The organism is Xanthomonas nasturtii (genome assembly GCF_001660815.1).
Taxonomy (GTDB): domain Bacteria; phylum Pseudomonadota; class Gammaproteobacteria; order Xanthomonadales; family Xanthomonadaceae; genus Xanthomonas; species Xanthomonas nasturtii.
Genome location: NZ_LYMI01000002.1, coordinates 1 through 23,452, shown reverse-complemented (window position 1 = coordinate 23,452; position 23,452 = coordinate 1). Strand labels below are relative to the sequence as shown.

23 protein-coding genes and 1 pseudogene are annotated in these 23,452 nt (G+C 66.3%); 11 read left to right on the top strand and 13 right to left on the bottom strand.

Translation table 11 applies throughout. The features are described from left to right. Nucleotides 1-44 precede the first annotated feature (44 nt). From A7D16_RS00910 to A7D16_RS00895, 4 genes are read left to right on the top strand one after another with little or no spacing between them, the layout of a single operon-like run. Entirely contained in the window at nucleotides 45-1,244 is a 1,200-nt protein-coding gene (locus tag A7D16_RS00910) for a beta-ketoacyl-[acyl-carrier-protein] synthase family protein (RefSeq protein ID WP_064629132.1), read from the top strand. Beyond that, nucleotides 1,244-2,017, top strand: coding sequence for a beta-ketoacyl synthase chain length factor (locus A7D16_RS00905; protein WP_064628965.1), 774 nt, complete (start codon nucleotides 1,244-1,246; stop codon nucleotides 2,015-2,017). Before A7D16_RS00910 ends, A7D16_RS00905 begins: the two co-directional genes overlap by 1 nt. Then, nucleotides 2,014-2,835 (top strand): glycosyltransferase family 2 protein, encoded by an 822-nt coding sequence (locus A7D16_RS00900; RefSeq protein ID WP_064628963.1) that lies wholly within the window; start codon nucleotides 2,014-2,016, stop codon nucleotides 2,833-2,835. Before A7D16_RS00905 ends, A7D16_RS00900 begins: the two co-directional genes overlap by 4 nt. Then, a complete protein-coding gene (locus A7D16_RS00895) occupies nucleotides 2,832-4,454 on the top strand; it encodes an NAD(P)/FAD-dependent oxidoreductase (protein ID WP_064628961.1) in 1,623 nt (540 codons plus the stop codon). The genes A7D16_RS00900 and A7D16_RS00895 overlap by 4 nt, the downstream gene beginning before the upstream one ends. 760 nt (nucleotides 4,455-5,214) lie before the next feature. Here the strand turns inward: A7D16_RS00895 and fabG are convergent. The 10 genes from fabG to xanC form a co-directional block, all read right to left on the bottom strand. After that, nucleotides 5,215-5,952 (bottom strand): 3-oxoacyl-ACP reductase FabG, encoded by a 738-nt coding sequence (fabG, locus tag A7D16_RS00890; protein ID WP_064628959.1) that lies wholly within the window; start codon nucleotides 5,950-5,952, stop codon nucleotides 5,215-5,217. 167 nt (nucleotides 5,953-6,119) lie between these two features. After that, on the bottom strand, nucleotides 6,120-6,560 hold the full coding sequence (locus A7D16_RS00885; protein ID WP_064628957.1) for a hotdog family protein: 441 nt from the start codon (nucleotides 6,558-6,560) through the stop codon (nucleotides 6,120-6,122). Further along, the gene (locus A7D16_RS00880) at nucleotides 6,547-8,913 is read right to left on the bottom strand and encodes an MMPL family transporter (RefSeq protein ID WP_064628955.1); all 2,367 of its coding nucleotides are present in this window, start codon (nucleotides 8,911-8,913) and stop codon (nucleotides 6,547-6,549) included. Before A7D16_RS00880 ends, A7D16_RS00885 begins: the two co-directional genes overlap by 14 nt. After that, a complete protein-coding gene (locus A7D16_RS00875) occupies nucleotides 8,903-9,133 on the bottom strand; it encodes a hypothetical protein (protein WP_064628953.1) in 231 nt (76 codons plus the stop codon). Before A7D16_RS00875 ends, A7D16_RS00880 begins: the two co-directional genes overlap by 11 nt. Nucleotides 9,134-9,268: 135 nt before the next feature. Beyond that, a complete protein-coding gene (locus A7D16_RS00870; RefSeq protein WP_064629131.1) occupies nucleotides 9,269-9,916 on the bottom strand; it encodes a LolA-related protein in 648 nt (215 codons plus the stop codon). Next, nucleotides 9,840-10,814: an LpxL/LpxP family acyltransferase gene (locus A7D16_RS00865; protein WP_064628951.1), complete on the bottom strand. Its 975-nt coding sequence runs from the start codon at nucleotides 10,812-10,814 to the stop codon at nucleotides 9,840-9,842. The genes A7D16_RS00870 and A7D16_RS00865 overlap by 77 nt, the downstream gene beginning before the upstream one ends. Then, the gene (locus tag A7D16_RS00860) at nucleotides 10,811-11,038 is read right to left on the bottom strand and encodes a hypothetical protein (RefSeq protein ID WP_239686919.1); all 228 of its coding nucleotides are present in this window, start codon (nucleotides 11,036-11,038) and stop codon (nucleotides 10,811-10,813) included. The genes A7D16_RS00865 and A7D16_RS00860 overlap by 4 nt, the downstream gene beginning before the upstream one ends. A 71-nt stretch (nucleotides 11,039-11,109) precedes the next feature. Then, complete coding sequence (locus A7D16_RS00855; protein ID WP_064628947.1) at nucleotides 11,110-11,859, bottom strand: lysophospholipid acyltransferase family protein; 750 nt, start codon at nucleotides 11,857-11,859, stop codon at nucleotides 11,110-11,112. A gap of 53 nt (nucleotides 11,860-11,912) precedes the next feature. Then, the gene (locus A7D16_RS00850; protein ID WP_082925677.1) at nucleotides 11,913-12,596 is read right to left on the bottom strand and encodes a COG4648 family protein; all 684 of its coding nucleotides are present in this window, start codon (nucleotides 12,594-12,596) and stop codon (nucleotides 11,913-11,915) included. Nucleotides 12,597-12,633: 37 nt separating this feature from the next. Then, the gene (gene xanC, locus A7D16_RS00845) at nucleotides 12,634-12,903 is read right to left on the bottom strand and encodes a xanthomonadin biosynthesis acyl carrier protein XanC (RefSeq protein ID WP_011260626.1); all 270 of its coding nucleotides are present in this window, start codon (nucleotides 12,901-12,903) and stop codon (nucleotides 12,634-12,636) included. A 304-nt stretch (nucleotides 12,904-13,207) separates the two neighbouring features. On the opposite strand from xanC, the gene A7D16_RS00840 reads away from it, so the two are divergent. Further along, nucleotides 13,208-14,557, top strand: a complete 1,350-nt coding sequence (locus A7D16_RS00840; protein ID WP_064628943.1) for an NAD(P)/FAD-dependent oxidoreductase — start codon at nucleotides 13,208-13,210, stop codon at nucleotides 14,555-14,557. Next, entirely contained in the window at nucleotides 14,554-15,561 is a 1,008-nt protein-coding gene (locus tag A7D16_RS00835) for a chorismate transformation enzyme, FkbO/Hyg5 family (protein WP_064628941.1), read from the top strand. The genes A7D16_RS00840 and A7D16_RS00835 overlap by 4 nt, the downstream gene beginning before the upstream one ends. A gap of 1 nt (nucleotide 15,562) precedes the next feature. On the opposite strand, the gene A7D16_RS22780 is transcribed toward A7D16_RS00835, so the two are convergent. The 3 genes from A7D16_RS22780 to A7D16_RS00830 all read right to left on the bottom strand — a co-directional run bounded on the left by A7D16_RS22780 (nucleotide 15,563) and on the right by A7D16_RS00830 (nucleotide 17,953). Further along, nucleotides 15,563-15,994 (bottom strand): hypothetical protein, encoded by a 432-nt coding sequence (locus tag A7D16_RS22780; RefSeq protein ID WP_153043100.1) that lies wholly within the window; start codon nucleotides 15,992-15,994, stop codon nucleotides 15,563-15,565. A gap of 118 nt (nucleotides 15,995-16,112) precedes the next feature. Next, nucleotides 16,113-16,574: a hypothetical protein gene (locus A7D16_RS22775; protein WP_153043099.1), complete on the bottom strand. Its 462-nt coding sequence runs from the start codon at nucleotides 16,572-16,574 to the stop codon at nucleotides 16,113-16,115. A 35-nt stretch (nucleotides 16,575-16,609) separates the two neighbouring features. After that, nucleotides 16,610-17,953, bottom strand: coding sequence for an AMP-binding protein (locus A7D16_RS00830; protein WP_193395419.1), 1,344 nt, complete (start codon nucleotides 17,951-17,953; stop codon nucleotides 16,610-16,612). Between A7D16_RS00830 and A7D16_RS22770 the strand changes: the two genes are divergently transcribed. The 5 genes and pseudogenes from A7D16_RS22770 to A7D16_RS22265 form a co-directional block, all read left to right on the top strand. Then, nucleotides 17,952-18,461, top strand: a complete 510-nt coding sequence (locus A7D16_RS22770) for a hypothetical protein (protein WP_153043098.1) — start codon at nucleotides 17,952-17,954, stop codon at nucleotides 18,459-18,461. The two genes, A7D16_RS00830 and A7D16_RS22770, sit on opposite strands and share 2 nt — an antisense overlap. 81 nt (nucleotides 18,462-18,542) lie before the next feature. Next, the gene (locus A7D16_RS00825) at nucleotides 18,543-20,903 is read left to right on the top strand and encodes a S9 family peptidase (protein WP_064628937.1); all 2,361 of its coding nucleotides are present in this window, start codon (nucleotides 18,543-18,545) and stop codon (nucleotides 20,901-20,903) included. A 556-nt stretch (nucleotides 20,904-21,459) separates the two neighbouring features. Continuing rightward, entirely contained in the window at nucleotides 21,460-22,176 is a 717-nt protein-coding gene (locus A7D16_RS00820) for a hypothetical protein (RefSeq protein ID WP_064628935.1), read from the top strand. Further along, nucleotides 22,173-22,733, top strand: coding sequence for a hypothetical protein (locus A7D16_RS00815; RefSeq protein WP_064628933.1), 561 nt, complete (start codon nucleotides 22,173-22,175; stop codon nucleotides 22,731-22,733). The genes A7D16_RS00820 and A7D16_RS00815 overlap by 4 nt, the downstream gene beginning before the upstream one ends. 582 nt (nucleotides 22,734-23,315) lie before the next feature. Beyond that, nucleotides 23,316-23,452 (top strand): annotated as a pseudogene (locus A7D16_RS22265) (IS5/IS1182 family transposase); the annotation flags it as partial.

Genomic DNA, 23,452 nt, shown 5'->3' with positions numbered 1-23,452 from the left:
TTGCCAGCCAGACCATCGTGAGCCAAGCGCAGCATTCGTCCCAGATGGCCCCGGTCGCCGTCACCGCGTTCACTTCCACCACCGCGCTCGGCGCCGGGCTTGCCGCCCAGGCCGCCGCGCTGACGGATCGCCGCAGCGGCCTGCGTCGCAACGATTTCGGCCCGCAACCGCTGCTGCCCTGCTGGGTCGGCCGCGTCGACGGCGTGGAAGCAGTGGCGCTGCCCGCCGCGCTGCAAGACTGGGATTGCCGCAACAACCGCCTGGCCTGGCTGGCCCTGCAGCAGGACGGCATGGCGCAGGCCGTGCAGGCGGCAGCGCAGCGCTATGGCGCCGAGCGCGTGGCGGTGATCATCGGGACATCCACCTCCAGCATCGGCGCCAGCGAAGAGGCGTATACGCGGCTGGTCGACGACGCCGACGGTGCGCGCTTCCCCGAGGATCTGAATCGCCCGATCGTGCACACCCCGCATTCGCTGGGCGACTTCGTGCAGCACGCCACCGGCTTGCGTGGCCCGTGCGTGACCGTGGCCACGGCGTGTTCGTCCAGCGCCAAGGTGTTTGCGCAGGCGGCGCGGCTGATGGATGCCGGGGTGATCGACGCGGCACTGGTCGGCGGCGTGGACACCTTGTGCGGCAGCGTGCTGTTCGGCTTCAACGCGCTGCAGGTGGTGGCGCCGGAGATGTGCCAGCCCTTCGATGCACGCCGGGTCGGCCTGAGCCTGGGCGAGGCGGGCGGCTTTGCGCTGCTCGAACGCCCTGCCGCCGCACCCGACGCACCGCTGTGGCTGTACGGCTATGGTGAATCCAGCGACGCGCACCATATGTCGGCGCCGCATCCGCAGGGGCTGGGCGCGCAGCTGGCGATGCGCGGGGCGCTCGACCGTGCCGGCCTGGAGCCGGCTGCGGTGGGCTACCTGAATCTGCACGGCACCGCCACGCCGGCCAACGACAGCGTGGAAGCGGCCGCGGTGGCCGCGATCTTCCCCGCCACCTTGCACGCCAGCTCGACCAAGGCCTGGACCGGCCACACCCTGGGCGCGGCCGGCATCGTCGAATCGGTGATCGCACTGCTCGCACTGCGCGACGACGTGCTGCCCGGCACGCTCAACAGCGCCGTGCCCGACCCGGCCTGCGGCCCGCAGATCCGCTTCGACAACGCCCATGCCCGGATCGACTACGCCATGAACAACTCCTTCGGTTTCGGCGGCAATAACTGTTCGCTGCTGTTCGGGCGGGCCCGCTGATGCTGACCGCCACCATCGAAGGCATCGGCTTCTGGACCCAGGGGTTGCCCAGTTGGGAAGCCGCCAGCGCCTTTGCGCGCGGCGGCGCGCTGCTGGAAACCCCCACCCGCCCGGCACCGCAATTGCTGGCCGCCAACGAACGCCGCCGCGCGCCGGACACGGTGGCGGTGTCGCTGGAATCCGCGCTGGCCGCCTGTCGCGCCGCTGGCCGCGACCCGGCGAGCCTGCCCTCGATCTTTACCTCCACCTACGGCGACCTGGCCATCTCCGACTACATGTGCACCACCCTGGCCAGCGACCCCTCGGCGATCTCGCCGACCAAGTTCCATAACTCCGTACACAACGCCGCAGCCGGCTACTGGACCATCGGCGCCGGCGCGATGACCCCGGCCACCGCGATCAGCGCCAGCCTGGGCAGCTTCGCGCAGGGCCTGCTGGAAGCGCTGGTCCAGCGCGCTGCAGGCATGGACGCGGTGCTGCTGGCCGGCTACGACGCGCGCTCGGTCGGGCCGCTGGGGCGGGTTGCCCCCAGCCAGGGCCTGCTCGGCGGCGCGCTGGTGCTGGGCGCGCCCGGCCAGGCCGGCAAGCCGCAGCTGCACGCGCATCTGGACGACGGCACGCCCTCGCCCGGCGCTGGCGCGCTGGCACGCCATGTGGCCAGCAATGCGATGGCGCCGATGCTGCCGCTGTTCGACCTGCTGGCCGGCAGTGGCGAGCGCGTGGCGCTGTATGCCGGCCCGGACCGGGTGCTGCACGTGGAGATCCGGCGATGAGCCGGCAACCGCTCAGCCGCGACGACACCGCCATCCTGGTGCCGGCATTGAACGAGGCGCTGCGCATCCGCGAAGTGGTGACCGACGCGCTGACCTATTGCTCCAACGTGATCGTGATCGACGACGGCTCCGACGACGGCACCGCCGAGTGCATCGCCGGCATGCCGGTCACGCTGATCCGCCACCCGCAGCGCATGGGCAAGGGGGCGGCCTTGCGCAGCGGGTTTGCCGAAGCGCAGCGGCTTGGCATGCGCGCGGTGATGACCATGGACGGCGATGGCCAGCACAAGGCGGCCGATTTCCCGCGCCTGCTGGCCGCCGCCAACCGTTACCCCGGCTGCGTGATCGTGGGTGCGCGCATGCGCAAGCGCGCCACCCAGCCCACCATCCGCCGCATCGGCAACGACTTCGGCGACTGGGGCATCGCCTGGGCCTGCGGCTTCCAGCTGGTGGACAGCCAGAGCGGCCAGCGGCTGTATCCGGCATCGGTGTTCACCCTGCCCGACGTGCCCGGCGAAGGCTTCGTGTTCGAAGCGCAACTGCTGATCTCGGCCGCACGCCAGGCTGGCGCGCGCGTGGTCGCGGTGCCGATCGAAACCCGCTACGCCGGCACCTCGCCAGGCACCTTCCGCAAGAGCCATTTCCGGCTGGTGCGCGATCTGTGGGAAATCACGTCGCATGTCGTCGTCCAGGCCTGGAACTACGGGCATATCTGGCGCGAGTACCGCCGCGTGCGCGCCAACCCGGTGATCATTGACGATGCCGACGGCGAATTTGCTACTGTCCCTGCGGTCACCAAGAGCAACCAGTCCCCATGAATGCACAGCGCACCGATGTCGTGATCACCGGGGGTGGCCTGGCCGGCCTGAGCCTGGCGCTGCAGTTGAAGCAACGCGATCCTGAGCTTGCCATCACCGTGCTGGAACGGCGCGCGCATCCGGTCCGCGAGGCCGCATTCAAGGTCGGCGAATCCACGGTGGAAATCGGCGCGCATTATTTTGCCGACGTGCTGGGCCTGCGCGAGCACCTGGAGACCGAGCAGATCCGCAAGTTCGGGTTCCGCTTTTTCTTCTCCGACAAACGCGACGACATCGACCGCTGCACCGAGCTGGGCGTGAGCAAGATCCTGCCCACGCCGTCCTGGCAGATCGACCGCGGCCGCTTCGAAAATTTCCTCGGCGAGCGCGCGCGCGCGCAAGGCATCACCTTCGTCGACAGTTGCAGCGTCAAGGACATTGCGTTGTCCGAAGACGACACCGACCATGCGGTGCGCTTCGAACGCGATGGCACGCCCGGCACGCTGAGCGCGCGCTGGGTAGTGGATGCCAGCGGCCGCGCCGGCCTGCTCAAGCGCAAGCTCGGCCTGGCGCAGGACAACGACCACAACGCCAATGCGGTGTGGTGGCGCGTGGAAGGCCTGATTGATCCCAATGGCTGGTCGCAGGACAGCAGTTGGCTGCAGCGCTGCACCCCGCCGGACCGCTGGCGTTCGACCAACCACATGTGCGGGCCGGGTTATTGGTTCTGGCTGATTCCGCTGTCTTCGGGTGCGCATTCGCTGGGCATCGTCTGCGATGCGCAGATGCACCCACTGGAAGGCATGAACACCCACGAGAAGGCGATGGCCTGGCTGCGCACGCATCAGCCGCAGGTCGCCGCCACGCTCGACCAGGCCGACTACCGGCTGCAGGACTTTCTGTTCCTGCGCAACTTCTCTTATGGCTGCAAGCAGGTGTTCTCGCCGCAGCGCTGGGCACTGACCGGCGAAGCGGGCGTGTTCCTGGACCCGTTCTATTCGCCCGGCAGCGACTTCATCGCCATCTCCAATACCTACATTTGCGAATTGATCGGCCGCGACCGCGCCGGCAAATCGCTCAGCCCGTATGTGGAGTTGTACCAGCAGCTGTATTTTTCGTTCTACGAAAACACCCTGACCCTGTATCAGGACCAGTACGCGCTGTTCGGCGACGAGCAGGTCATGCCGGTCAAGGTGATCTGGGATTACACCTATTACTGGTCGTTGCTGGCGCCGCTGTTCTGCAGCGGGCGCATCGCCGACCTCAGTCTGCTGTCGCGCATGAAGAACGATCTTCTGTCTGCGCGCGACATGAATTTGGCCATGCAGCAGGTGCTGCACGACTGGGGCGCGCGCAATACTGCCCAGGGCGTCGCCACCGGTCACGGGCGGCTGCTGGATCAATACCTGATCGGCTGGTTCAACGAACTCAACGGCGCCTTGAACGACGCGCTCGACGACGACGCGTTTGTCGCACGCATCCACGGCAACGTGGCGCAGATGGCGGTGCTGGCACGCGAGATCCTGCAACAGGCACGCCAACGCCATCCCGACCTGCCCGACCACGGCCTGGACGCACTGACCGCAAATGCCACTGGCGATCCGATCCTTACCGCCACCTGGTACGCCGACGCGGCGTGAGTTTGTCGAACGCGCCAGCCCTGGCGCGTTTTCCAGAAACGCGTGTTCTTGACCGGCACGTGCTGCACGTGGGCGCGCTCTGGTCATGAAGAGAAGCGAAGGCCGGCGGCCAAGCCGGTATGGTTTGCTCGCCGCCCTGCATACCGACACTCTCGACTGGTCCTTGCTCGCCCACCGCGGCGCGGCCTGACGCGGCATCGATGCCCCCGGAAGAGCGACAGGGACATACGTGCAGCGTGTCCCGCGATGATGGGCGAGCAAGGATCTGCAGCGCACGCGCAGCGTCGAGCGTGCGGTGCCCTCACCGCTCGCGGGACACGCCGTTAACCCGTCCATGGGGGCTCGTTGGCGGCATCCATGCCGCCAACGGTCCCGCAATCGGTAAGGACACCGCACCAGATAGTTCGCTGGTAGTTGTGTTGAAGAGCGAAGACACCGCGTCGCGCGGCTTGATCATCGCTGTTGAAACTGTGCGCACCGATTTGCTGATCGCTTGTTGAAAACTCTGCGCACCGACCTTCTCGACTGGTCCTTGCCTGCTCACCGTCGCGGGACCTTGAGCGGCATGGATGCCGCGCCAGAGCTTACACGGACGTACTTGCAGCGTGTCCCGCGAGGGTGAGCGGGCAAGGGCCCTGCAGCAAACTCAAAGACGTCGAGGGCGCGGTGCCCTCACCTGCCAGCCTGGTCGCGTGCTGATAGAAGCCACAAGGCAGGCCACGCCCACCTGGCGACTGCGCAGTAGTTTTGGTGGCCGCTCTCAGCCCATCCCACCATTGATGCCGATGACCTGCCCATTGATGTAGCTAGCCGCCTCCGAGCACAGGAACGCGACCAGTGCGGCCACTTCATCGGGCTTGCCGACGCGGCCGGCCGGTACCAACTGCTTGATCACCTCCGGCGCGAAACTGTCGCCGACCATCTCGCTTTCGATCACGCCGGGCGCAACCACATTCACTGCGATGCCGCGGCTGGCCATTTCGCGCGACAGCGACTTGCTGGCGCCATGCAACGCGGCCTTGGCGGCGGCGTAGTTGGTCTGCCCGCGATTGCCGAGTACCGCGGCCACCGACGACACGCTGACGATGCGGCCCCAACGCGTGCGCGCCATCGGCAGCAGCAACGGCTGGGTGACGTGGAAGAACCCGTGCAGCGACACATCGATGACGCGGTGCCACTGCTCCACAGTCATGCCCGCCATCGGCGCGTCGTCGTGGATGCCTGCGTTGTTGACCACGATCTGGATCGGACCGCCATCCAGCAAGGTCTCCAGCGCCGCCAAACTGGCCTGCGCATCGGCCACATCGAAGGCGACCGCCTGTGCGCTGCCGCCATCGGCCACGATGGCAGCCACCACGGCTTCTGCGCGCGCAAGGTTGCGATTGGCATGCACGATGACATGCCGGCCCTGCGCGGCCAGTTGGCGGCAGATCGCACCGCCAAGATCACCGCTGCCACCGGTCACTAGTGCACGACGCTGCGGAATGGATGTGCTCATGACAGTTCCGATAAAGCCGCGTAAAAGACGGCGGAAAGAGCCTCATCCTAACGACTGGCAGCAGGCACAGGAATAGGTCGCCCGCATCGATCGCCCACATCCGGTAGGAGCGCACGCGCGCGCGATGAGACGTTAGCGGTGATGCTTCATCGCGCGCAAGCGCGCTCCTACAGGGCCTGCGCAGCGCCCAACATCACCGTCGCCCGTCCTTCGGCAAGCAATTGCTCGCCGTGGGTCAATCGAAAACTGTATTGCTGGCTGTCCTCGCCCTGCATCAGCACTTGCGCTTCGCAGTCGATCGCATCCGGCAGCGTGTCCAGATACGTCACGTGCAGCTCAACGCCACGCAGCGCCACCAGCATGCCCGGGCGTACCGGCTTGCCGGATGCACGGCCCAGCAGGCCACCATGCACGGCCATGGCCTGCGCGCCGTATTCGCACAGATGCAGCGCACGCAAGCGGCCGTTGGAACGCAATGGATGGGTGTCGCTGCGATGCGCGTGACTGCGCACCACGATGCGCTGCGCATCCCACTCCACGACCTCTTCCCACAGGCACATGCTGCCTTGGTGCGGAATCAATGTGGCAATCGCGTCACGCCCCTGCATGCGGCTCTCCGTGTGCACTGCGTTCCAGCGCCGGTTCGCGCGACACCAGCAAGGCCAGAATGAAATTGAACAACACGCCCAGCGCCACCGTACTGCCGATTGCGCGCAACACCGGAATGCTGGAGGCGGCCAACAACGCGAACACCAGCAACGTCATCAGGCTGCACACGATCAGCGCATGCAGCGTGCGCAACTGATCGGCGTGATCGTCGCCGGCATGGTCGAAGAACAATGCGTAATCCAGGCCCAGGCCGGCAGCCAGGATCAGCGCGATCAGATGGAACAGATTGAGCTCCACCCCTGCGCCGCGCAGGATCGCCAGGATCAGCACCGTGGTCAGCGCCATCGGCAGCAACACGCGCACGATGCGGCGCGGGCTGCGCAGCGCGATCGCCACGGTCACTGCCAGCAACACTGCGGCCAGCACCAGCGCGCCGAGCACGCGTCCACGGTAGGCAGCCACCAGCGATTCGGAAGCGTCCTTCAGATCCAGCAGTTGCGCGCCGCTGCCCTGCACGGCGGCGGCCACCACGGCCGGGTCGCGCAGACCGGTCAACGAGACCAATGCCGTGCTGCGATCGCCGCGGCCCAGCAGCAACCCGCCCACCGACGTGGCCAGCGGCGAGCCGGCCAGATCCTTCGGCAATAGCGGTGCCACGCGCTTGGCCGCGTCCAGATCCTGCAGGAACGGCGCAAACGCATCGCTGCGGAACGGCGTGGTGGCGACGGCGCGCTCGGTCAATGCGCGCGCCTGCGCGGCGTCGGGCAATGCGGCCTGCCGCACACGCTGGGTCTTGGCGCTGGGCAGATAGCGTGCCGCCATGTCGTAACCGATCAGCGCACCATCGCGCACCAGCGCATCCAGGCGCGGGCGCAACTGCTCGCTGGCCTGCAACGCGGCCTCATCGTTCGCGGCCGGCAGCGCCAGCACGTAACGCACATCGGGGGCGCCCAGTTCCTGACGCAACTGGGTGTCCTGGGCCAATGCCTTGGGGGGCACCGGGGTCAGCTTCGACAGATCGTTTTGCCAGAACTGCCCCGGCGCAAACGCGATCACCGCAATGCCGATCAGCGCGATCACTGCCAGGCTCACACGCGGGCGCGGCAGCCGCGCGATGCCACGCCACAGCATGGCCAGCACGCGCGAGTCGGCGTAGTCGCGCGGCGCCGGGTCGATCAACGACGGCAGCAACCAGCGCGTGGTGATCGCAGCGGTGGCAAGGCCAGCGATGGTGAACACCGCCAACTGCCGCAAGCCATCCACCCCGGAGAACAGGAAGGTCACATAGGCAATGCAGGTGGACACCACGCCGGTGGCCAGCGTCGGCCACAGATGCCGCGCGTTCGCGCGCGGATCCAGGCCGGGGCGCTGATGACTGAACAAATGGATCGGATAGTCCTGCACCACGCCGATCAGCGTGAACCCGAACGCCACGGTGATGCCGTGCACGCCGTCGAACAGCAACGCCACCGCGCCCAGGCCGGCGAGGCCGGCACTGGCCAACGGCAACACGCCGAGTACCGGAATCTTCCAGCTGCGATATGCGACCAGCAGCAACAAGACCAAACCCACTGTATCCAGCGTGCCGATCCACTGCGCCTCGCCTTGCGTGCGCGCGGTAATTTCCACCGCGAACGCACCCGGCCCCGTCAGCGTCAGCCGCGTGGCAGTGCCCTTGCTGATCTTGGCAAACGCCGCCTGCACCGCGTCGTAAGCCAACTGCTGCCCGGTCGGATCGAACCCGGCCGCGCGCGTCTGCACGATCAGCAGTGCAGAAGTGCCGGCACGATCGAACCAGACCTCGTTGCGCGTCTGCGGTGCAGCGGCGGGCTGAAGGGTTTCGGCCAGGTGCAGGATTTCCAGGGTGGGGTCGCGTGGCAGCAACGGCTCCACCATCGCGGCTGCCGGCGAGCCCAGATCCTGCACGCGCGCCTGCAACGCCGCTTCCAGCGTTGAGGCATCCAGCGCAGTGGTGTCGAAGCTGTCGCTGAGCAGATAGCGATACGGCAGCAAACGCTGCGGAATCGCCTCCAACCCGGCATTGCCGCCGTTGCCGACCAGCTCGAACAGCTCCGGCTGTGCGGACAGCGCCTGCTGCAGTTGCTGCGACTGCTCGGCAAGCACCGCCGGATCGCTGTTGGACAACGCCATCAGCAGCAGCCGCGAACCGGGGCCTTCGCCGAGTTCTTCGATCAGCAATTTCTGCGCCGGCGTGCGCGGGGCGGGCATGAATTTACGCAGATCGCCGGTGACCTTGAGCGTCTCGCTCAGCCACAACCCGGCCGCTGCCAGCAATGCCAGCCACAGCAGCGCCAGGCCGATGCGGCGGTTTGCGTTCAACTCAAACGCCATGGTGTGGATGTCCTGCTGCAGCGGCCGAACGTCCACCGGCCGCGCGCGCGGCATCGGGCTGCAACGGCGCTTTGTTTTTTCTGCGGGCGGGCATGAATTTACGCAGATCGCCGGTGACCTTGAGCGTCTCGCTCAGCCACAACCCGGCCGCTGCCAGCAATGCCAGCCACAGCAGCGCCAGGCCGATGCGGCGGTTTGCGTTCAACTTAAAAAACGCCATGCGGAAGCCTCACTGCGCCAGCGCAACGCCCGACGGCTGCATTCGCGGCATGCATCGTCATCGGCAGCACGCGCCTGCAGGATGCGGAGGTTGTGACCTTTCTGCAGACGAGCGGCGCAACCCTCCCGCGCGCGGTCACGCGCCCGAACCGTGGCACAGCGTGGTCAGCGCGCCGGCATCGGTGACGCTGGCCGCTTCGCGCGCCGCACCAGCCAGCAGCGTGCGCTGCACGTCGCCCTTGGCCGGCACGCTTTCGATACACCGCAGCTCATCGTTGCGCCCGTACAGACGCAGTTCGCGCACCTGCTTGGCCACGGCGGCGTCCTTGGGCTGCAGCGTCAACTGCCAGGCCTGCGGCTGGCCCTGCCCGCTGACACGGTACTGCTGCTCCAGCAGCGCGCGGTCGCCGGCCAGCAGCGCGCCGAAGCCGGATTTCAAACCGGCCAGCTCGGGCACGCGGCTCAACGAAAAACGTCGCGGCGTTTTGCCTTCGCGTTCCAGCACGCCTTCGTCGCCTTGCAACGTGGTGGTCTCGCGATACGGCGCGCTGACCTCGCGCACCAGCGTCTGCGCATCCGGGCGCCGGTAGTGACCCTGCACGCGCAACGGTGTCTTCAGCAGGGCCGAGCCACGCAGTTCGACGAACTCGGTACTGACCGGTGCGGGGCGTGCCAGGCGCTGCAGCACCTGGCCGACGTCCAGCGTCTCAGGCGGTGCGGCGCATAGCGGTGCGGCGCTGAACAGCAGTATCAGCATCCACGGCAGGGTGCGGCACATCGGCATGGTGGGTGTTCCAGAAATCGTAGAAGTTGAACCAGTTGTACGGCGCGTAGCGGGTGTAATGTTCCAGCCTGGCGGCGTAATCGCGCATGAGTACCGCCAGCACCGGCGCGCGCTGACGACGCGGCACGTCCAGGCCTTCGCTGAAGGTCTCGAAGGCCAGCTCGTAATGATTGCCGCCGCGATACAGGCCGAATGCCAGCACCACCGGCACCTTGAGCGCAGCGGCGATCAGCCATGGCGAGGTCGGGAACATCGCGTTGCGGCCGAGGAACATCGCCGGCAACGCCGGGTCGCCTTCGCGCGGGCGATCGATCAGCAGCGCCACCAGCGCACCGGCATCGGTGGCTTCCTTGATCGCCATGACGATCGACGTCGCATCCATGCCGGCGTCGATGATGTTGGCGGCCAGCTGCGGGTTGAGCGCACCCAGCAGCTCGGTCATGGCGCGGTTGTGCGCCTTGTCCAGCACCACCTTGACCTGCACGTCGGGGCGCTCGGTGGCCAGCACGCGCAGCGCATCGAAGCTGCCCAGGTGCGAACCGAAGATCAGCACGCCGCGGCCGCGATCCATCTGCGTGTGCAGCTGATCCAGCCCGGTGATGTCGACGCGGAAGCGCTGCATCTGCCCGCACAGCATGTAGACGCGATCCAGGATGGTGGAGGCGAAGGTGTGGATATGCCGCGCCACGTCGCGCAGCGTTGCCTTCCGCCCCAGCACCCGCGCCAGATAGGCACGCGAAGCGGCGCGCTCGGGCGCACGCACCAGCAGGAAGTACAGCGTGATCGGATACAGCAGCGCGCGCCCCACCGCACGCCCGGCGTGCCGTGCGATGCCGCGGATCAGCCACAACGCAAAGCGCCCGCCACCTTCCGGACGCTGCTTCCAGTGCTTGCTCATGCCGCTGCCTCCGCCACCAGTTCGCCGCTGACCAGCAGTGCCTCCTCACGCTGCACGCGGAAGCGCCAGCGCGGGCCATCGCCTTCCAGCACGACCGAGGCGGTCTGGCCGGGCAGCAAGGGCTGCACGAACTTCACCTGCGGCAGCCGTGCCGCAGCGCGCGGGCCATGCAGCGCTTCCACTGCCTGCAGCACATGGTCGAGCACGACCACGCCAGGCACCACGGGGCGACCCGGGAAGTGCCCGGGCAGGCAGGGATGATCATGCGGCACAACGAAATCCATAAGCGCAGAACTCAGATTCTGGGTTGAAGCATTGCAGCCACGGCCTTGTGTGCCTGCTCGGTCAGTTGTTGGCGATCCGGCGCATCCGGCCCGGTCACCGCGATCGGCGCACCGATCCGTACGCGAATGATGCCCGGGCGCACCCTGAACACACCATCGACCGGCAACACCTTGCCGCAGCCGTCCAGCGCCACCGGAACCACCTGCACGCCAGCATCGATAGCGGCCTGCAGTAGCCCGGCCTTGAATGGCAATAATGCGCCGGTGCGGCTGCGCGTGCCTTCCGGAAACAGACACAACTGTTTGCCCTCGCGCAGCAGCGCGGCGGCCTGACGGCGCACCAGCGCCCCGGCCCGGCGGCTGTCGCGGTCCAGAAACAGCATGCCGGTGGCGCGCGCATACCAGTTCACGAACGGCACCTTGAGCATTTCTTCCTTGAGCAAGAAGCGCAGCGGCACCGGCAGCGCGTAGAACAGCGCGCAGATGTCGATGATCGACTGGTGGTTGCTCACGAACAGATAGTTCTTGGACCAATCGACCCGCTCGCGCCCTTCCACGATCACCGTGGCGCCCGCGCCGCGGAACAGCACCGGCGCCCACATCCAGGCGCCCATGCGCAGCAACCGGTCGGCATCGCGCGTGATCGCCAGCAGCACCAGGGCATAGACGATGCCGCCGGCGGTAAAGGCCAGCGTGAACGCCAATTGCAACAGGTTGAACACAGCCCACGCCAGGCGCGACGGCATCCTTGCCAACGGCATCTTTGTCTTGTCCCCGAAAATATGCACGTACGTCGCTGCCCCTGGCCACGCTCTCAGCGCAGCAGATCGCGCCAGAAGTCCGGCCCGAGCCGCGCCATCTGGCGCAAGAAGTCTGGCAGATTACGATAGGGGCGCTGTGGAAACCAGCGGCCGCGCACTAGATATTCCCCAATGAAGAAGCCGCCCACCACACCGTAGGCGAGCAGGTTGGCGAATAACGAGGCGCGCGCGTCGCTGATCGGCAGCGGCGAGGCGTAACCCAGCTGCGCCAGCACGCCGCTGGGTTCGGCGCACAGGCCCAGCACCAGGTTGACCAGGGTCAGGCCGCACAGCAGCAGCGCCCAGGCCAGCGTAAGGCGGCGCGTGTAGCGGTATTGCTCCGGCGTGATCGGCATGCCGGCCTGGCGATACAGCCCTTCGACAATGCGCGTGATCAATGGCGTGCGCCCGTGCCGCAGGCTGCGCCCGAAGAACCAGGCGATCCAGCCGGTGAACACTACCGGCGGTGCGGCCAGCACCAGCATCGCGTACGGCGACTGCCACAGCGCTCCCAGTCCGGCAAACGTCAGCAGTGCCAGCGCCCAGGCCCAGGCCCGGCGCGCCACCATCGGTTCGATCAACACCATCAGCACCAGCAAGCCGCCGGCAATGACGGCCAACTCCGGGCGATGACTGGCATTGGCCCAATGCGCCAGCGGCGAATACGCCACCGCCAGCAGTACGCCCAGCCCCAGCACCCATGCGGGCGCGTCGGCGGGTTCTGCAGTTGGCAGATCAGACGGTCTTGTTGGCTTCGACATGCGCCGACAGTGCGCGCAGCGACGCGAAGATGCGACGGTTCTCGTCGTTGTCCGAGCGCAGCTGGAAGCCGTAGCGCTTGCTGATCGCCAGCGCCAGTTCCAGCGCATCGATCGAATCCAGCCCCAGCCCGGTGTTGAACAGCGGCGCCTCCGGATCGATGTCGGCGGGTTGGACGTCTTCCAGGTTCAGGCTTTCGACCAGGAGTTCGGCCAGTTCACGTTCGGCAGCGGTTTGCGAAGACATCCAGGGTTTCCACAGGTCAGGGTCGGGCAACAAGAGTGAGAACGAGCAACCGGCATCGCGCGCGCATCGGCATAAGATGGGCGTTGCGCCGAACCGCAGTGTACGTTGCCGTCGCTGGCGTTCCGGGCGCCTGCAGCGCCGGTCTGGCCGGTAGCTGCGCGCGTTGTCGGTCGTTGTTCAAATGGATCAATGGCCCGCACAGCTGTCCGGGCTGCCGGTCAGGCTATCATGACTGCATGACGCTCGCCCGCTGCAGGTTCGTTCCAGGATGATTTCCACCGCTGTTCGCCCCACCCCGGCCGCCATGCCGGCAGCCGGGCCGGCTCCCGGACCGGAGTGTCCGGATGTGCTCATCATCGGCGGCGGGCCGGCCGGCTGCGCGGCCGCCATCGTGCTTGCCGAGCTCGGCTGGGCCGTCACCCTGCTCGAAAAGGAGCAGCACCCGCGCTTTCATATCGGCGAATCGCTGCTGCCGATGAACATGCCGATCCTCGAGCGCCTGGGTGTGCTCGAAGAGGTGCGCGCCATCGGCGTGCTCAAGCGCGGCGCGGATTTCCCGAACGACAGCGGCGGCTACAACACCTTTCGTTTTTCGCACGCGCTCGATGCCAAGGCCGATTTCGCCTTCCAGGTGCCGCGTGCGCAATTCGACCAGGTGTTGTTCAAGCGTGCGCGTGCGGTGGGCGTGGATGCGCGCGAACAGGTCAGCGTGGAACAGGTGGCCTTCGATGGCGAACAACCGGTGTTGCAGGCACGCACGGCGGATGGCGGCATGCAGCAGTTCCGCCCGCGCTATCTGCTCGATGCCAGCGGCCGCGACACCTTTCTGGGCACCCGGCTCAAGCTCAAGCGCGCCAACCCCAAGCATCAATCCGCCGCGTTGTTCAGCCACTTCCGTGGCGTGACGCGGCGCCCCGGCGAGGATGCCGGCAACATCAGCATCTACCGGCATGCACACGGCTGGATGTGGCTGATCCCGCTGCCCGACGACATCATGAGCGTGGGTGCGGTCTGCTACCCGGAGTACATGAAGACCCGCAAGGGCGACAGCGAGGGCTTCTTGATGCGCACGCTGGCGCTCAATCCGGAGCTCAACGCACGCATGCTTGGCGCAGAGCGCGTGGCACCGGTGCATGCCACCGGCAATTACGCCTACGAGTGCACGCGCATGGCCGGGCCGCGCTGGTTGATGCTGGGCGATGCCTACACCTTCGTCGACCCGATGTTTTCCTCCGGCGTGTTTCTGGCCATGCATGGCGCCGAGCGCGGCGCGGCGATGGTGGATGCCGCGCTGCGCACGCCGCAAGCGGAGGCGAAACTGCAGCGCGCGTTGCAACGCGAACTGACCCGCGGCGTGGATGAATTCAAGTGGTTCATCTATCGCTTCACCTCGCCCACCATGCGCGCCCTGTTCGCGCAGCCGCAGAACACCTGGCAGGTGGAACAGGCGGTGGTGGCGATGTTGGCCGGCGATGTGTTCGACAGCCCCAAGGTGCGCATCCGCCTGCGCGCCTTTCGTGCGCTGTACGCGCTCACCACCTTGTCGATGATGCCGCGCGCCTGGCACTCCTGGCGCCACCGCCGGCGCCAGGCCAAGCTCGGCTTCGACGGCGACACCTTGCAACGCGACACGCAACAACGAGACGCTCAATGACCGCTTCCCAGGCCCAGACCACGCACGTCATGCGCCATCCCCGCCTGCAGGTCGACTATGTCGACCAGACCGACCCGGCCGTGCTGCTGGCCGACCCGCAGGTGCTGGCCGTGTTCGGCTTTGGCGATGCGGCGCCGCGCCTGCACGACCCACGCTATTTGCGCGTGCCGTTGCAGCCGTATCAGGCCAGCGTACTGGAAGTGTGGCGCACCGATGCGCCGGTGCGCAGCGGCCGTGAGGGCAACATCGCCTGGTCCAGCGACGGGCACCTGCAGTTCGGCGTGATCGAAATCGACGAGCAGGATGTCGACATCGAAGACGCTGCCGCCAAGGCGTATGCGCAGATCACCGCCTTCGTCAGCGGCAGCCAGACGCCGCGGCTGCTGCGGATCTGGAATTACCTGGACGCCATCACCCTGGGCAGCGGCGACCGCGAACGTTACCGCCAGTTCTGCGTGGGCCGTGCACGCGGGCTGGGCGCGTTCGATACCGCACAGCTGCCTGCCGCTACTGCGGTGGGCCGTTGCGATGCCGAGCGCATCATCCAGATCTACTGGCTGGCCGCTGCCGATGCCGGCACGCCGCTGGAAAACCCGCGCCAGGTCAGCGCTTACCACTACCCGCGCCAATACGGCCCGCAGTCGCCGAGTTTTGCGCGCGCCATGTTGCCGCCGGCCGGCAGCGATATGCCGTTGCTGCTGTCAGGCACGGCCGCGGTGGTGGGCCACGCATCGATGCACACCGGCCAGTTGCTGGCGCAGCTGGAAGAAACCTTCGCCAACTTCGATGCGCTGCTTGGCGCCGCGCGTCAGCATGCGCCCGCGTTGCCCGCGCAGTTCGGCGCCGGCACCCGCCTGAAAGTCTATGTGCGCGAACACGAGGACCTGCCCAAGGTCGCGCAGGCACTGGACGCCCGCTTCGGCGACGCAATTCCGCGGCTGTTGCTGCACGCGGTGATCTGCCGCGATGAGCTGGCGGTGGAAATCGATGGGGTGCATGGGTAAGTCATTGAGCGCATTGGGCAGGGTCTATAGCAGTGACGGTGCCGTTTTCGTTCACTGTCACCTTGGCTAAGCCGGCGGGTGGGTTTGCAGCCCAGGTCATCGCCCATTGTTGGCCAAGCACATCGGCTCTCGCTAGATCTGCTGGCGTTGCTTGCCGCTGCAGCCAGGCCAAGTTGGCCTCGATCATCTCACGCGACCGTGGCGTCGCCGTTGCGGGTAGCAACTGAATGCCGCGCCGATAAAGCGCCAGTGAACTTGCCAAATCCGTTTTGACCACTTGAGCGAGGAAGAGATTCTCTCCAGTATCACGACGTGGCGAATAGGCCGCTGCAAGTACAAGCGATGTTTGTAAGTCTTCTTGCGCAGATGCCTCAAGCGCCAGGGATTCTGCTTCTTTCCGATAGCGCTGCAATTCCGGCAGCACCTCCAACATCTCTCGCCGCCGGAATGCGTTGCCCACAACGTAATGCGCTAAGGCGCCGGAATTTCCGGAAAGCGCGCTCTGCCGCTACAACGCGACCCGCTCTGCTGCAGTGACTTGTCGAACGCCATCACAACGTTCTGCTGCCTGCACTATTCCAGGGGGCCATGCTGTCCAGCATTCTCTTCCACGCCGCTCGGCCTTCCCGGTCAGCAACTTCGACATCATTTTTCTCTTCGGCGCGTTGTAAGCGCCATACCTGGTCGTCATAGCCGGCCAGCCGCTCCTGGATTCCGTCACACCGTTCGAGCTCGGCTGCTAGCCTGCACGCGGCGGCCGAATCACCTGCTTTTGCTCGCCGACTGAGCTCGTCAAACACTTGACGAAGGGGCGTATCAACAGGCGGTAATGGAGCAGACGTGACAACCGCACCAGGCTCCGCTGCCTGCCTGGCGATGGACGTGACTGGTACTGGTGCCACAGCACTACCGCGCTCGGCAGGCGGCGGACGCGTCCATATCAGATACATCGCCAGGACCACCAATAAAACCGTAGCAGTCATCAGCAACGTGTTTGCAAATCCCTTGCGCATGTGACGCCAGCTCCTTGATGTCCGCTAAGTATCGCTCAGCCGTTGAGCAATCCCAGCACCACATCGCGCGGCAGTTTGCCGGTTTCGTTGCGCGGCAGCGCGGGGAGTTTGCGCAGGCGGCGCGGCAGGAACACCGGGTCCACGCTGACGCGCAGGGCGGCCAGCACCTGGGCTTCGTCCAGGGTGGGGGCCACCACCAGCGCGGCGATGCGGCCGACCGCCTGACCGGCGTCCGGCGCCAGCTGCACGATGGTGCCGTCGAGCACGCCGGGGATGGCGAGCAGGCGCCGGGTGAGGTCGGCCAACGATGCCCGTTTGCCGGCAATTTCCAGCAAATCGGCCTGACGGCCGCGCACCTGGAAACGGCCGTCGTCGGCCACGTCCATCATGTCGGCCAGCAGCACGGGCGTGGCCAGATGCGGCGCATGCACCAGCGTGCCGGCGGCCTGGGTTTCCAGGCGCACGCCGGGCAATGGCGTCCACGCCGCTTCCAGCGCAGTGCGACGCACGGCGAACACGCAGGTTTCGGTGGAGCCGAACATCTCGCGTACTTCACCGCCAAAACGCGCTTCGGCCGCAGCGGCGATCTCCTGCGCCAGCGGCGCGGTGGCCGACACGATGCCGACCAGCGGCGGCAGCGCCACGCCGGATTCGACCAACGCGCGCAGGTGCACCGGCGTGGTCACCAACACACGCGGTGCGGGAATATCGGCCAGCGCACGCGCCACATCGTCCGGGAAGAACGGTCGCCCGGCATGCACCGCCAGCGTGGTCACCATCGGCAGCAGCACCGACAGCTCCATGCCGTACATGTGCTGCGGCGGCACCGTGGCAACCACGTGCGGCACTGCATCGGTGTGCGCCCACAGGCTTTGCAGCGCAACCAGATCCTGGCGCGTACTGGTCAGGAAACTGCCCCAGGTCTTGGGATTGGGTTGCGGGCTGCCGGTGCTGCCGGAGGTGAACCCGATCGCCACCAGCGCATCGTCGGCCAGCTGCGGAATCGGGCCGTCGGCCTGCGGCAACTCGGCCGGCAGCTGCCAATACCGCGGTGGCGCCAGCTCCAGTGCCAGATCCCCTAAGCAATACGCATCGGCGTGACGCGCCTGCACTTCGCCCACCACCGCCTGTGCGCGCGAAGACGGCAGCAGCGACACCTGCCCGCGCAACGCGCATGCGTAGAACGCCACCATGAAACGGTAGCGGTCCTCGCACAGATTCACCGCATGGCTGCCCTCGGGCAGTTGCTGCGCCAGGCCGTGCACGTGCGCAATGAAGGTGGCCAGATCGACCGACTGCCCAGCGCGCCAGGCCAGTGGCCGGTCGGGCGCACCAACGGCCATCGGGTGGAAAATAGCGGGAGCAGGCAGGCTGGACATGGAAACCGACAGTCGCAAAAGCGCGCTAGCTTGGCCGCCACCTGCGCTGCTGGCAAGTCGGGAGGTTCCTTCTGCGGCATGCAGGGTCGATCGATACGGGGCGTGGGTTGCCGCAGGCGAGCGCTATTGGCAGTTCGGCAGGCGCCGCTGCGGGCGGGCAATCACCAGCGCGCTTGTTGACGATCTTTCCCGTGCGGTTGCACGGTGCCGGTTTTCTTCCAATGCGGACGGCGAGCGTGCTGAATCGCTGCAAGCGTTGCGTTTCAGGCTTTACGGCAAGCCGTTCCTCGCTTGCACCTGTGTGCTTGCAGCAGCACGCGTGTGCGTTTGGCATCGCCGGCACAGTGACGTTGGGATCTTCATTCTTTCGCTGTCGCACCTCGCCTGCCTGATGCCGCGCACGTCTGTGTCACCAGCGGCCGCGCCGTGCGCAGCGTACGAATGCCTGCGCCCGCTCAGCTCGAACGAGTGGTTCTGCCTTGCGCTGCACGTCGCCAGGCACGCATGACCTGTGGCCCAAGCCCGCGGTGGAGGCGAACTGCTAGGCTTGCGCGCTCTCCTTTGCGTCCAGCCGTGCCCGATGCCCAGATTGTTGCCGTTGACCCTTCTGCTGCTGGCCGCCACTGCGCATGCGCAGTCTGCCGCCCCGCTCACCATCGAACAGGCGATGGCCGACCCGGACTGGATCGGGCCCTCGGTGGACCAGGCCTGGTGGCAATGGGACGGCAAACAGGTGCAATACCTGCTCAAGCGCGATGGCAGCCCGGTGCGCGACACCTATCGCCAGAACACCGGCGGCGGCACCGCCGCACGTGTGGCCGACACCGCCCGCGCCGGCCTGGATGCGGCAAACCCCAGTTACGACGCAACCCGTCAGCGCATGCTGTTCGCGCGTAACGGCGACATTTTCCTGCGCGATCTGCGCTCCGGTGCGCTGACCCAGCTGACCCGCAGCAACGAGACCGAATCGCGTCCGCAGTTCGCCAGCGACGGCGGTGCGATCTGGCGCGCGGGCAACAACTGGTACCACTGGCGCGCCGATGGCGGCACCGCGCAGGTGGCGGTGGTCAAGGCCGAGCGCGACCCCAACGCCGCCCCCAAGGCCGATGTGCTGCGCGAGCAGCAACTGGCCACGCTGGCCACCTTGCGCCGCGACCGCGAGCAACGCGACGCACTGCGCATGCAGGAAGACGCCTGGCGCCGCGCCGATGCCACGCGTGCGGCAGCACCGGTGTATCTGGGCGATGAGGTGGAGATCGTCGACAGTGCGTTGTCGCCGAACGGTCGACATCTGCTGGTGGTGACCCAGGCCAGGAATGCCGAAGAAGGCCAGGCCGGCAAGATGCCCAGATACGTGACCGAATCCGGTTACGAAGAATTCCAGGAAACGCGCACCCGCGTTGGCCGCAACGCACCGGTGGCGCACGCACTGTGGCTGGTGGATGTCAGTGCGGGCACGGCCAAGTCGCTGTCGTTCGATCCACTCCCCGGCATCGCTACCGACCCGCTGGCCGCATTGCGCAAGGCGGCAAAGGGCGATGCACTCAAGGGCAACCGCGCGGTGCGCGTGGAAAGCGATGGCGACGGCAGCGGCCCTGCGGTGCACTGGAGCGACGATGGCCGCAACGTGGCGGTGGAAATCCGTGCGGTGGACAACAAGGACCGCTGGATCGCCAGCGTGGACCTGGACAACGCCATGCTGCAACCGCGTCACCGCCTGAGCGATAGCGCCTGGATCAACTGGGACTTCAACGATTTCGGTTGGCTGCCGGACAACCGCACGCTGTGGCTGCTGTCGGAAGAATCCGGCTATTCGCAGCTGTACACCGTGGAAGGCAACGGCAACCCGCGCCAGCGCACGCGCGGCAAGTGGGAAGTGTCGAGGCCGGTGCCCAACGCCGATGGCAGCGGCATGTTCTTCCTGTGCAACCAGAAATGGCCGGGCGATTACGAAGTCTGCAAGCTCGACCTGCGCAACGATCAGCTCACCGAAGTCACTGCGTTGAACGGCGTGGAAGACTTCAGCCTGTCGCCGAACGGGCAGCAGTTGCTGGTGAGTTACTCGGGTAGCTATCTGCCGACGCAACTTGCCGTGGTGCCGGCCACCGGTGGCCAGGCCACCGTGCTCACCGACACCCGCACACCTGCATTCAAGGCGCAGCCGTGGATTGCGCCACAGTACGTGCAGGTACCGTCCAAACACGGCGCCGGCACGGTCTGGGGCAAGTATTACGGGCCTAAGACGCCCGAGCCGGGCAAGCAGTATCCGATCGTGATGTTCGTGCACGGCGCCGGGTATCTGCAGAATGTGTCCGAGCGCTACACGCCGTATTTCCGCGAGCAGATGTTCCACAACCTGCTGGTGCAGCAGGGCTACATCGTGCTGGATCTGGACTACCGCGCCTCCGAAGGCTACGGCCGCGATTGGCGCACCGCGATCTACCGCAACATGGGCCACCCGGAGCTGGAAGATTATCTGGACGGCCTGGACTGGCTGGTCGCCACCAAACAGGGCGATCGCGCACGCGCCGGCATCTATGGCGGTTCGTACGGCGGTTTCATGACCTACATGGCGCTGTTCCGCAGTCCCGGCACCTTCAAGGCCGGTGCGGCGCTGCGCCCGGTCGCTGACTGGATGCAGTACAACCACGAATACACCTCCAACATCCTCAACACGCCCGAGCTCGACCCGGAGGCCTACAAGACCTCCTCGCCGATCAACTACGCCGATGGCTTGCGCGACCATCTGCTGATCGCGCACGGCATGATCGACGACAACGTGTTCTTCAAGGACTCGGTGGACATGACCCAGAAGCTGATGGAACTGCACAAGGACAATTGGCAGGTGGCGCCATATCCGCTGGAACGCCACGGCTTCACGCGTGCCGATTCGTGGCTGGACGAGTACAAGCGCATCTTCAAGCTGTTCAACGAGCAGGTGAAGCCGTAAACGGCTGACAACTGCGCGTGCTGTCTTGAAATGGATATTGACCGCGCGCGTAGAACTCCGTTTGCGCGTATTGGAGGCAGAAGGTGACTCCGTCTTCTGCCTTGACCGCCACATGCGGCGCGGGCGCTCATGCTGCCCTCACGGCAGCTGGCAGCAGCAGCCCCGACGTCGAGACATGGGTATGGCGGGTTTGCATAAAGTCGGCAGATGCCACGCTGATGCCTTTCTACGCATCTAGGCGTGCCGCTCCAAAGCGCTCACAGTGCCCCGGACGCGTAGCAGCGACGACCAGCCCTGGCCACGTGCGCAAACTTTTCCCGATCCCACCATCGACCGCCGCGGTTGCGCACGCCCGGCCGCAATGCGCACACAACCCCACGTACCCGTCCGGTTGCTTCGCACTCACCTGTCGCTACACAAGTGGCTCTAAGCTTGGCGCAGGATCGGTAACGCGCTGGCGCATCGCGTGCGCCGCTTGACTGGTCCGCCGCGTGACCGGTGCGCCGCCGGCAGGGCGGCGCTTCCACTCACCATTGGCGCAGGGAAGGTAGACACGATGGGCCTGTGGGACCGTTTGTTTGGACGCAAGACCGCTGCGGCAAAAACGCCGCGCACAGAACCTGCTGCAGAGCCTGTCGCTGCCGAACACGCATCGGAGGCGGCGGCCGAGATCGACCCCGCATTGCAGCCGGCATTGACTGCGTTTCAGCGCGGCGACCACGTTGGTGCCTACAACGCTGCGCAGGCGCAGCTGCACCTGGGTGCGGACGCGCAGCGTCTGTGCGCCCTGTCGTTGAGCGCGCTGGACCGCTACCGCGAGGCCTACCCGCACTGGCTGGCGCTGTACGCGCTGGAGCCCACCGCACACAACGCGCTGCAGCTGGCAACCACCTCGGTGATGTGCAACGAGATCGCCCAGGGCGAGCAGTGGCTGCTGACCTTCGACGATCTCAACGCGCAGGAGCGATCGACCTCGCCTGCCACCGCACGCACCAGCTTCCTCACCGCACTGACCCGCGCCGGCCACGGTGCGCACGCATTGCCGCACCTGGAATGGTTACGCGAAGCCTATGCCGGCATGTCGATCACCGACAGCCATTTTCTGTACGTCCGCGGGCTGCCGTTTCTCGAAGCGTTTCTCGAGCGCAGCACGCCGCTATTGCGCGAGTGCCTGCCAGCCGACGCCGTACCCGGCTGGTACGCGCAACTGCAGCCTGCGCTGGATCCCCCCGGCCAGGCAATGGTGGCGGCGCACATCGCATCGCTGCAATGAGAACGGTGCAGCCAGCGTCGGCACGGCAGCGCGGCGGCTTCGTCACCCCGTTGGCGTGGGTGTCGTTGTTGTTGGGCGTGGTCAGCGCGCTGGCCAATCTGGTGCAGATCGCGCTGATCGCGCTGACCCCGGATGCAGGCTCGTTAGGACTGCCCGAAGGCATCACGCTGCCACACTCCTGGCAATGGCTGATCGACCATGCACTGTCGTTATCCGTCGCCGGCGTGGTGCTGTCGGTCGCCTTCGCGTGGTTGAGCTGGGCGCTGCTGCAGCGGCGCGAATGGGCAAGGGTCGGTTTCGTGATCGTGCTGCTGGTGACCGGCCTGCTCAATTTCGGCGGGCTGGCATTGATCGGACCGTTGTTCGACGGCGTGCAGACGCTATTACCCGCCGATGTGCTGCACAGCCCGGAATGGCCACAGATGCAGGCACGTTTGCAGGCAACCCGGCAGATGGCGTTGGTCCTCACCGGCCTGGGCGCAGTGGCAATCGGCTGCGTACACGCAGCAGTGGCATGGCGGCTGTGCACGCCTGCGGTGCGCGCGGGATTTGCCTAGGGATAGTGGCTTAGGCGTAGGCAGGGCCCTGCAGCAAACGCGCAGCATCGAGGGCGCGTTGCCTTCACCAGACAGTTGCTTGGCTGTTTTATTGAAAACTCTGCACACCGACCATCTTGACTGGTCCTTGTCCGCTCACCGTCGCGGGACCTTGAGCGGCATGGATGCCGCGCCAGAGCTTCCAGGGACGGATTCACGGCGTGTCCTGCGATGGTGGGCGGGCAAGGGCCCTGCAGCAAACGCAAAGTCGTTGATTGCGCGGTGAGGACATCGCACCAGACAGTTGGTTGGTGCCTTCATTGAAGAACGAATCAGCGCAGCAGACCGTTTGCTGATGGTTTCGTTGAAGAGCGAAGACACACCGTCGCCTGTTTCTGATCGCTTGTCGAAACCTGTGCACACCGACCATCTCGACTGGTCCTTGCCCGCTCACTATCGCGGGACCTTGAGCGGCATGGATGCCGCGCCAGAGCCTCCAGGGACGGATTCACGGAGTGTCCTGCGATAGTGGGCGGGCAAGGGCCCTGCAGCCAAACCTAAGAACCTGTTCACGATCTTCGCAGATCAGTGCAGACTATGCGGATGCGCCAAAAGACCTATCCGAGTGACATGAGCCGGGAGCAGTTCGCACACGTGCTGCCGATCCTGGAACAAGCGCGCAAGCGCACCAAGCCACGCCGTGTGGATTTATATGAGGTGTGGTGCGCAGTGTTGTACGT

Bases quoted from the DNA above. Each gene is read 5' to 3' on its own strand.
- A7D16_RS00820 (WP_064628935.1), top strand. From the start codon at position 21,460: ATGGGCCTGTGGGACCGTTTGTTTGGACGCAAGACCGCTGCGGCAAAA.
- fabG (WP_064628959.1), bottom strand. From the start codon at position 5,952: ATGAGCACATCCATTCCGCAGCGTCGTGCACTAGTGACCGGTGGCAGC.
- A7D16_RS00855 (WP_064628947.1), bottom strand. From the start codon at position 11,859: ATGCCGTTGGCAAGGATGCCGTCGCGCCTGGCGTGGGCTGTGTTCAAC.
- A7D16_RS00865 (WP_064628951.1), bottom strand. From the start codon at position 10,814: ATGAGCAAGCACTGGAAGCAGCGTCCGGAAGGTGGCGGGCGCTTTGCG.
- A7D16_RS22780 (WP_153043100.1), bottom strand. From the start codon at position 15,994: ATGTTGGAGGTGCTGCCGGAATTGCAGCGCTATCGGAAAGAAGCAGAA.
- A7D16_RS00830 (WP_193395419.1), bottom strand. From the start codon at position 17,953: ATGTCCAGCCTGCCTGCTCCCGCTATTTTCCACCCGATGGCCGTTGGT.
- A7D16_RS00885 (WP_064628957.1), bottom strand. From the start codon at position 6,560: ATGCAGGGGCGTGACGCGATTGCCACATTGATTCCGCACCAAGGCAGC.
- A7D16_RS00840 (WP_064628943.1), top strand. From the start codon at position 13,208: ATGCCGGCAGCCGGGCCGGCTCCCGGACCGGAGTGTCCGGATGTGCTC.
- A7D16_RS00905 (WP_064628965.1), top strand. From the start codon at position 1,244: ATGCTGACCGCCACCATCGAAGGCATCGGCTTCTGGACCCAGGGGTTG.
- A7D16_RS00900 (WP_064628963.1), top strand. From the start codon at position 2,014: ATGAGCCGGCAACCGCTCAGCCGCGACGACACCGCCATCCTGGTGCCG.
- A7D16_RS00875 (WP_064628953.1), bottom strand. From the start codon at position 9,133: ATGGCGTTTTTTAAGTTGAACGCAAACCGCCGCATCGGCCTGGCGCTG.
- A7D16_RS00870 (WP_064629131.1), bottom strand. From the start codon at position 9,916: ATGCCGATGTGCCGCACCCTGCCGTGGATGCTGATACTGCTGTTCAGC.
- A7D16_RS00910 (WP_064629132.1), top strand. From the start codon at position 45: ATGGCCCCGGTCGCCGTCACCGCGTTCACTTCCACCACCGCGCTCGGC.
- A7D16_RS22775 (WP_153043099.1), bottom strand. From the start codon at position 16,574: ATGCGCAAGGGATTTGCAAACACGTTGCTGATGACTGCTACGGTTTTA.
- A7D16_RS00895 (WP_064628961.1), top strand. From the start codon at position 2,832: ATGAATGCACAGCGCACCGATGTCGTGATCACCGGGGGTGGCCTGGCC.
- A7D16_RS00880 (WP_064628955.1), bottom strand. From the start codon at position 8,913: ATGGCGTTTGAGTTGAACGCAAACCGCCGCATCGGCCTGGCGCTGCTG.
- A7D16_RS00835 (WP_064628941.1), top strand. From the start codon at position 14,554: ATGACCGCTTCCCAGGCCCAGACCACGCACGTCATGCGCCATCCCCGC.
- A7D16_RS22770 (WP_153043098.1), top strand. From the start codon at position 17,952: ATGGAAACCGACAGTCGCAAAAGCGCGCTAGCTTGGCCGCCACCTGCG.
- A7D16_RS00815 (WP_064628933.1), top strand. From the start codon at position 22,173: ATGAGAACGGTGCAGCCAGCGTCGGCACGGCAGCGCGGCGGCTTCGTC.
- xanC (WP_011260626.1), bottom strand. From the start codon at position 12,903: ATGTCTTCGCAAACCGCTGCCGAACGTGAACTGGCCGAACTCCTGGTC.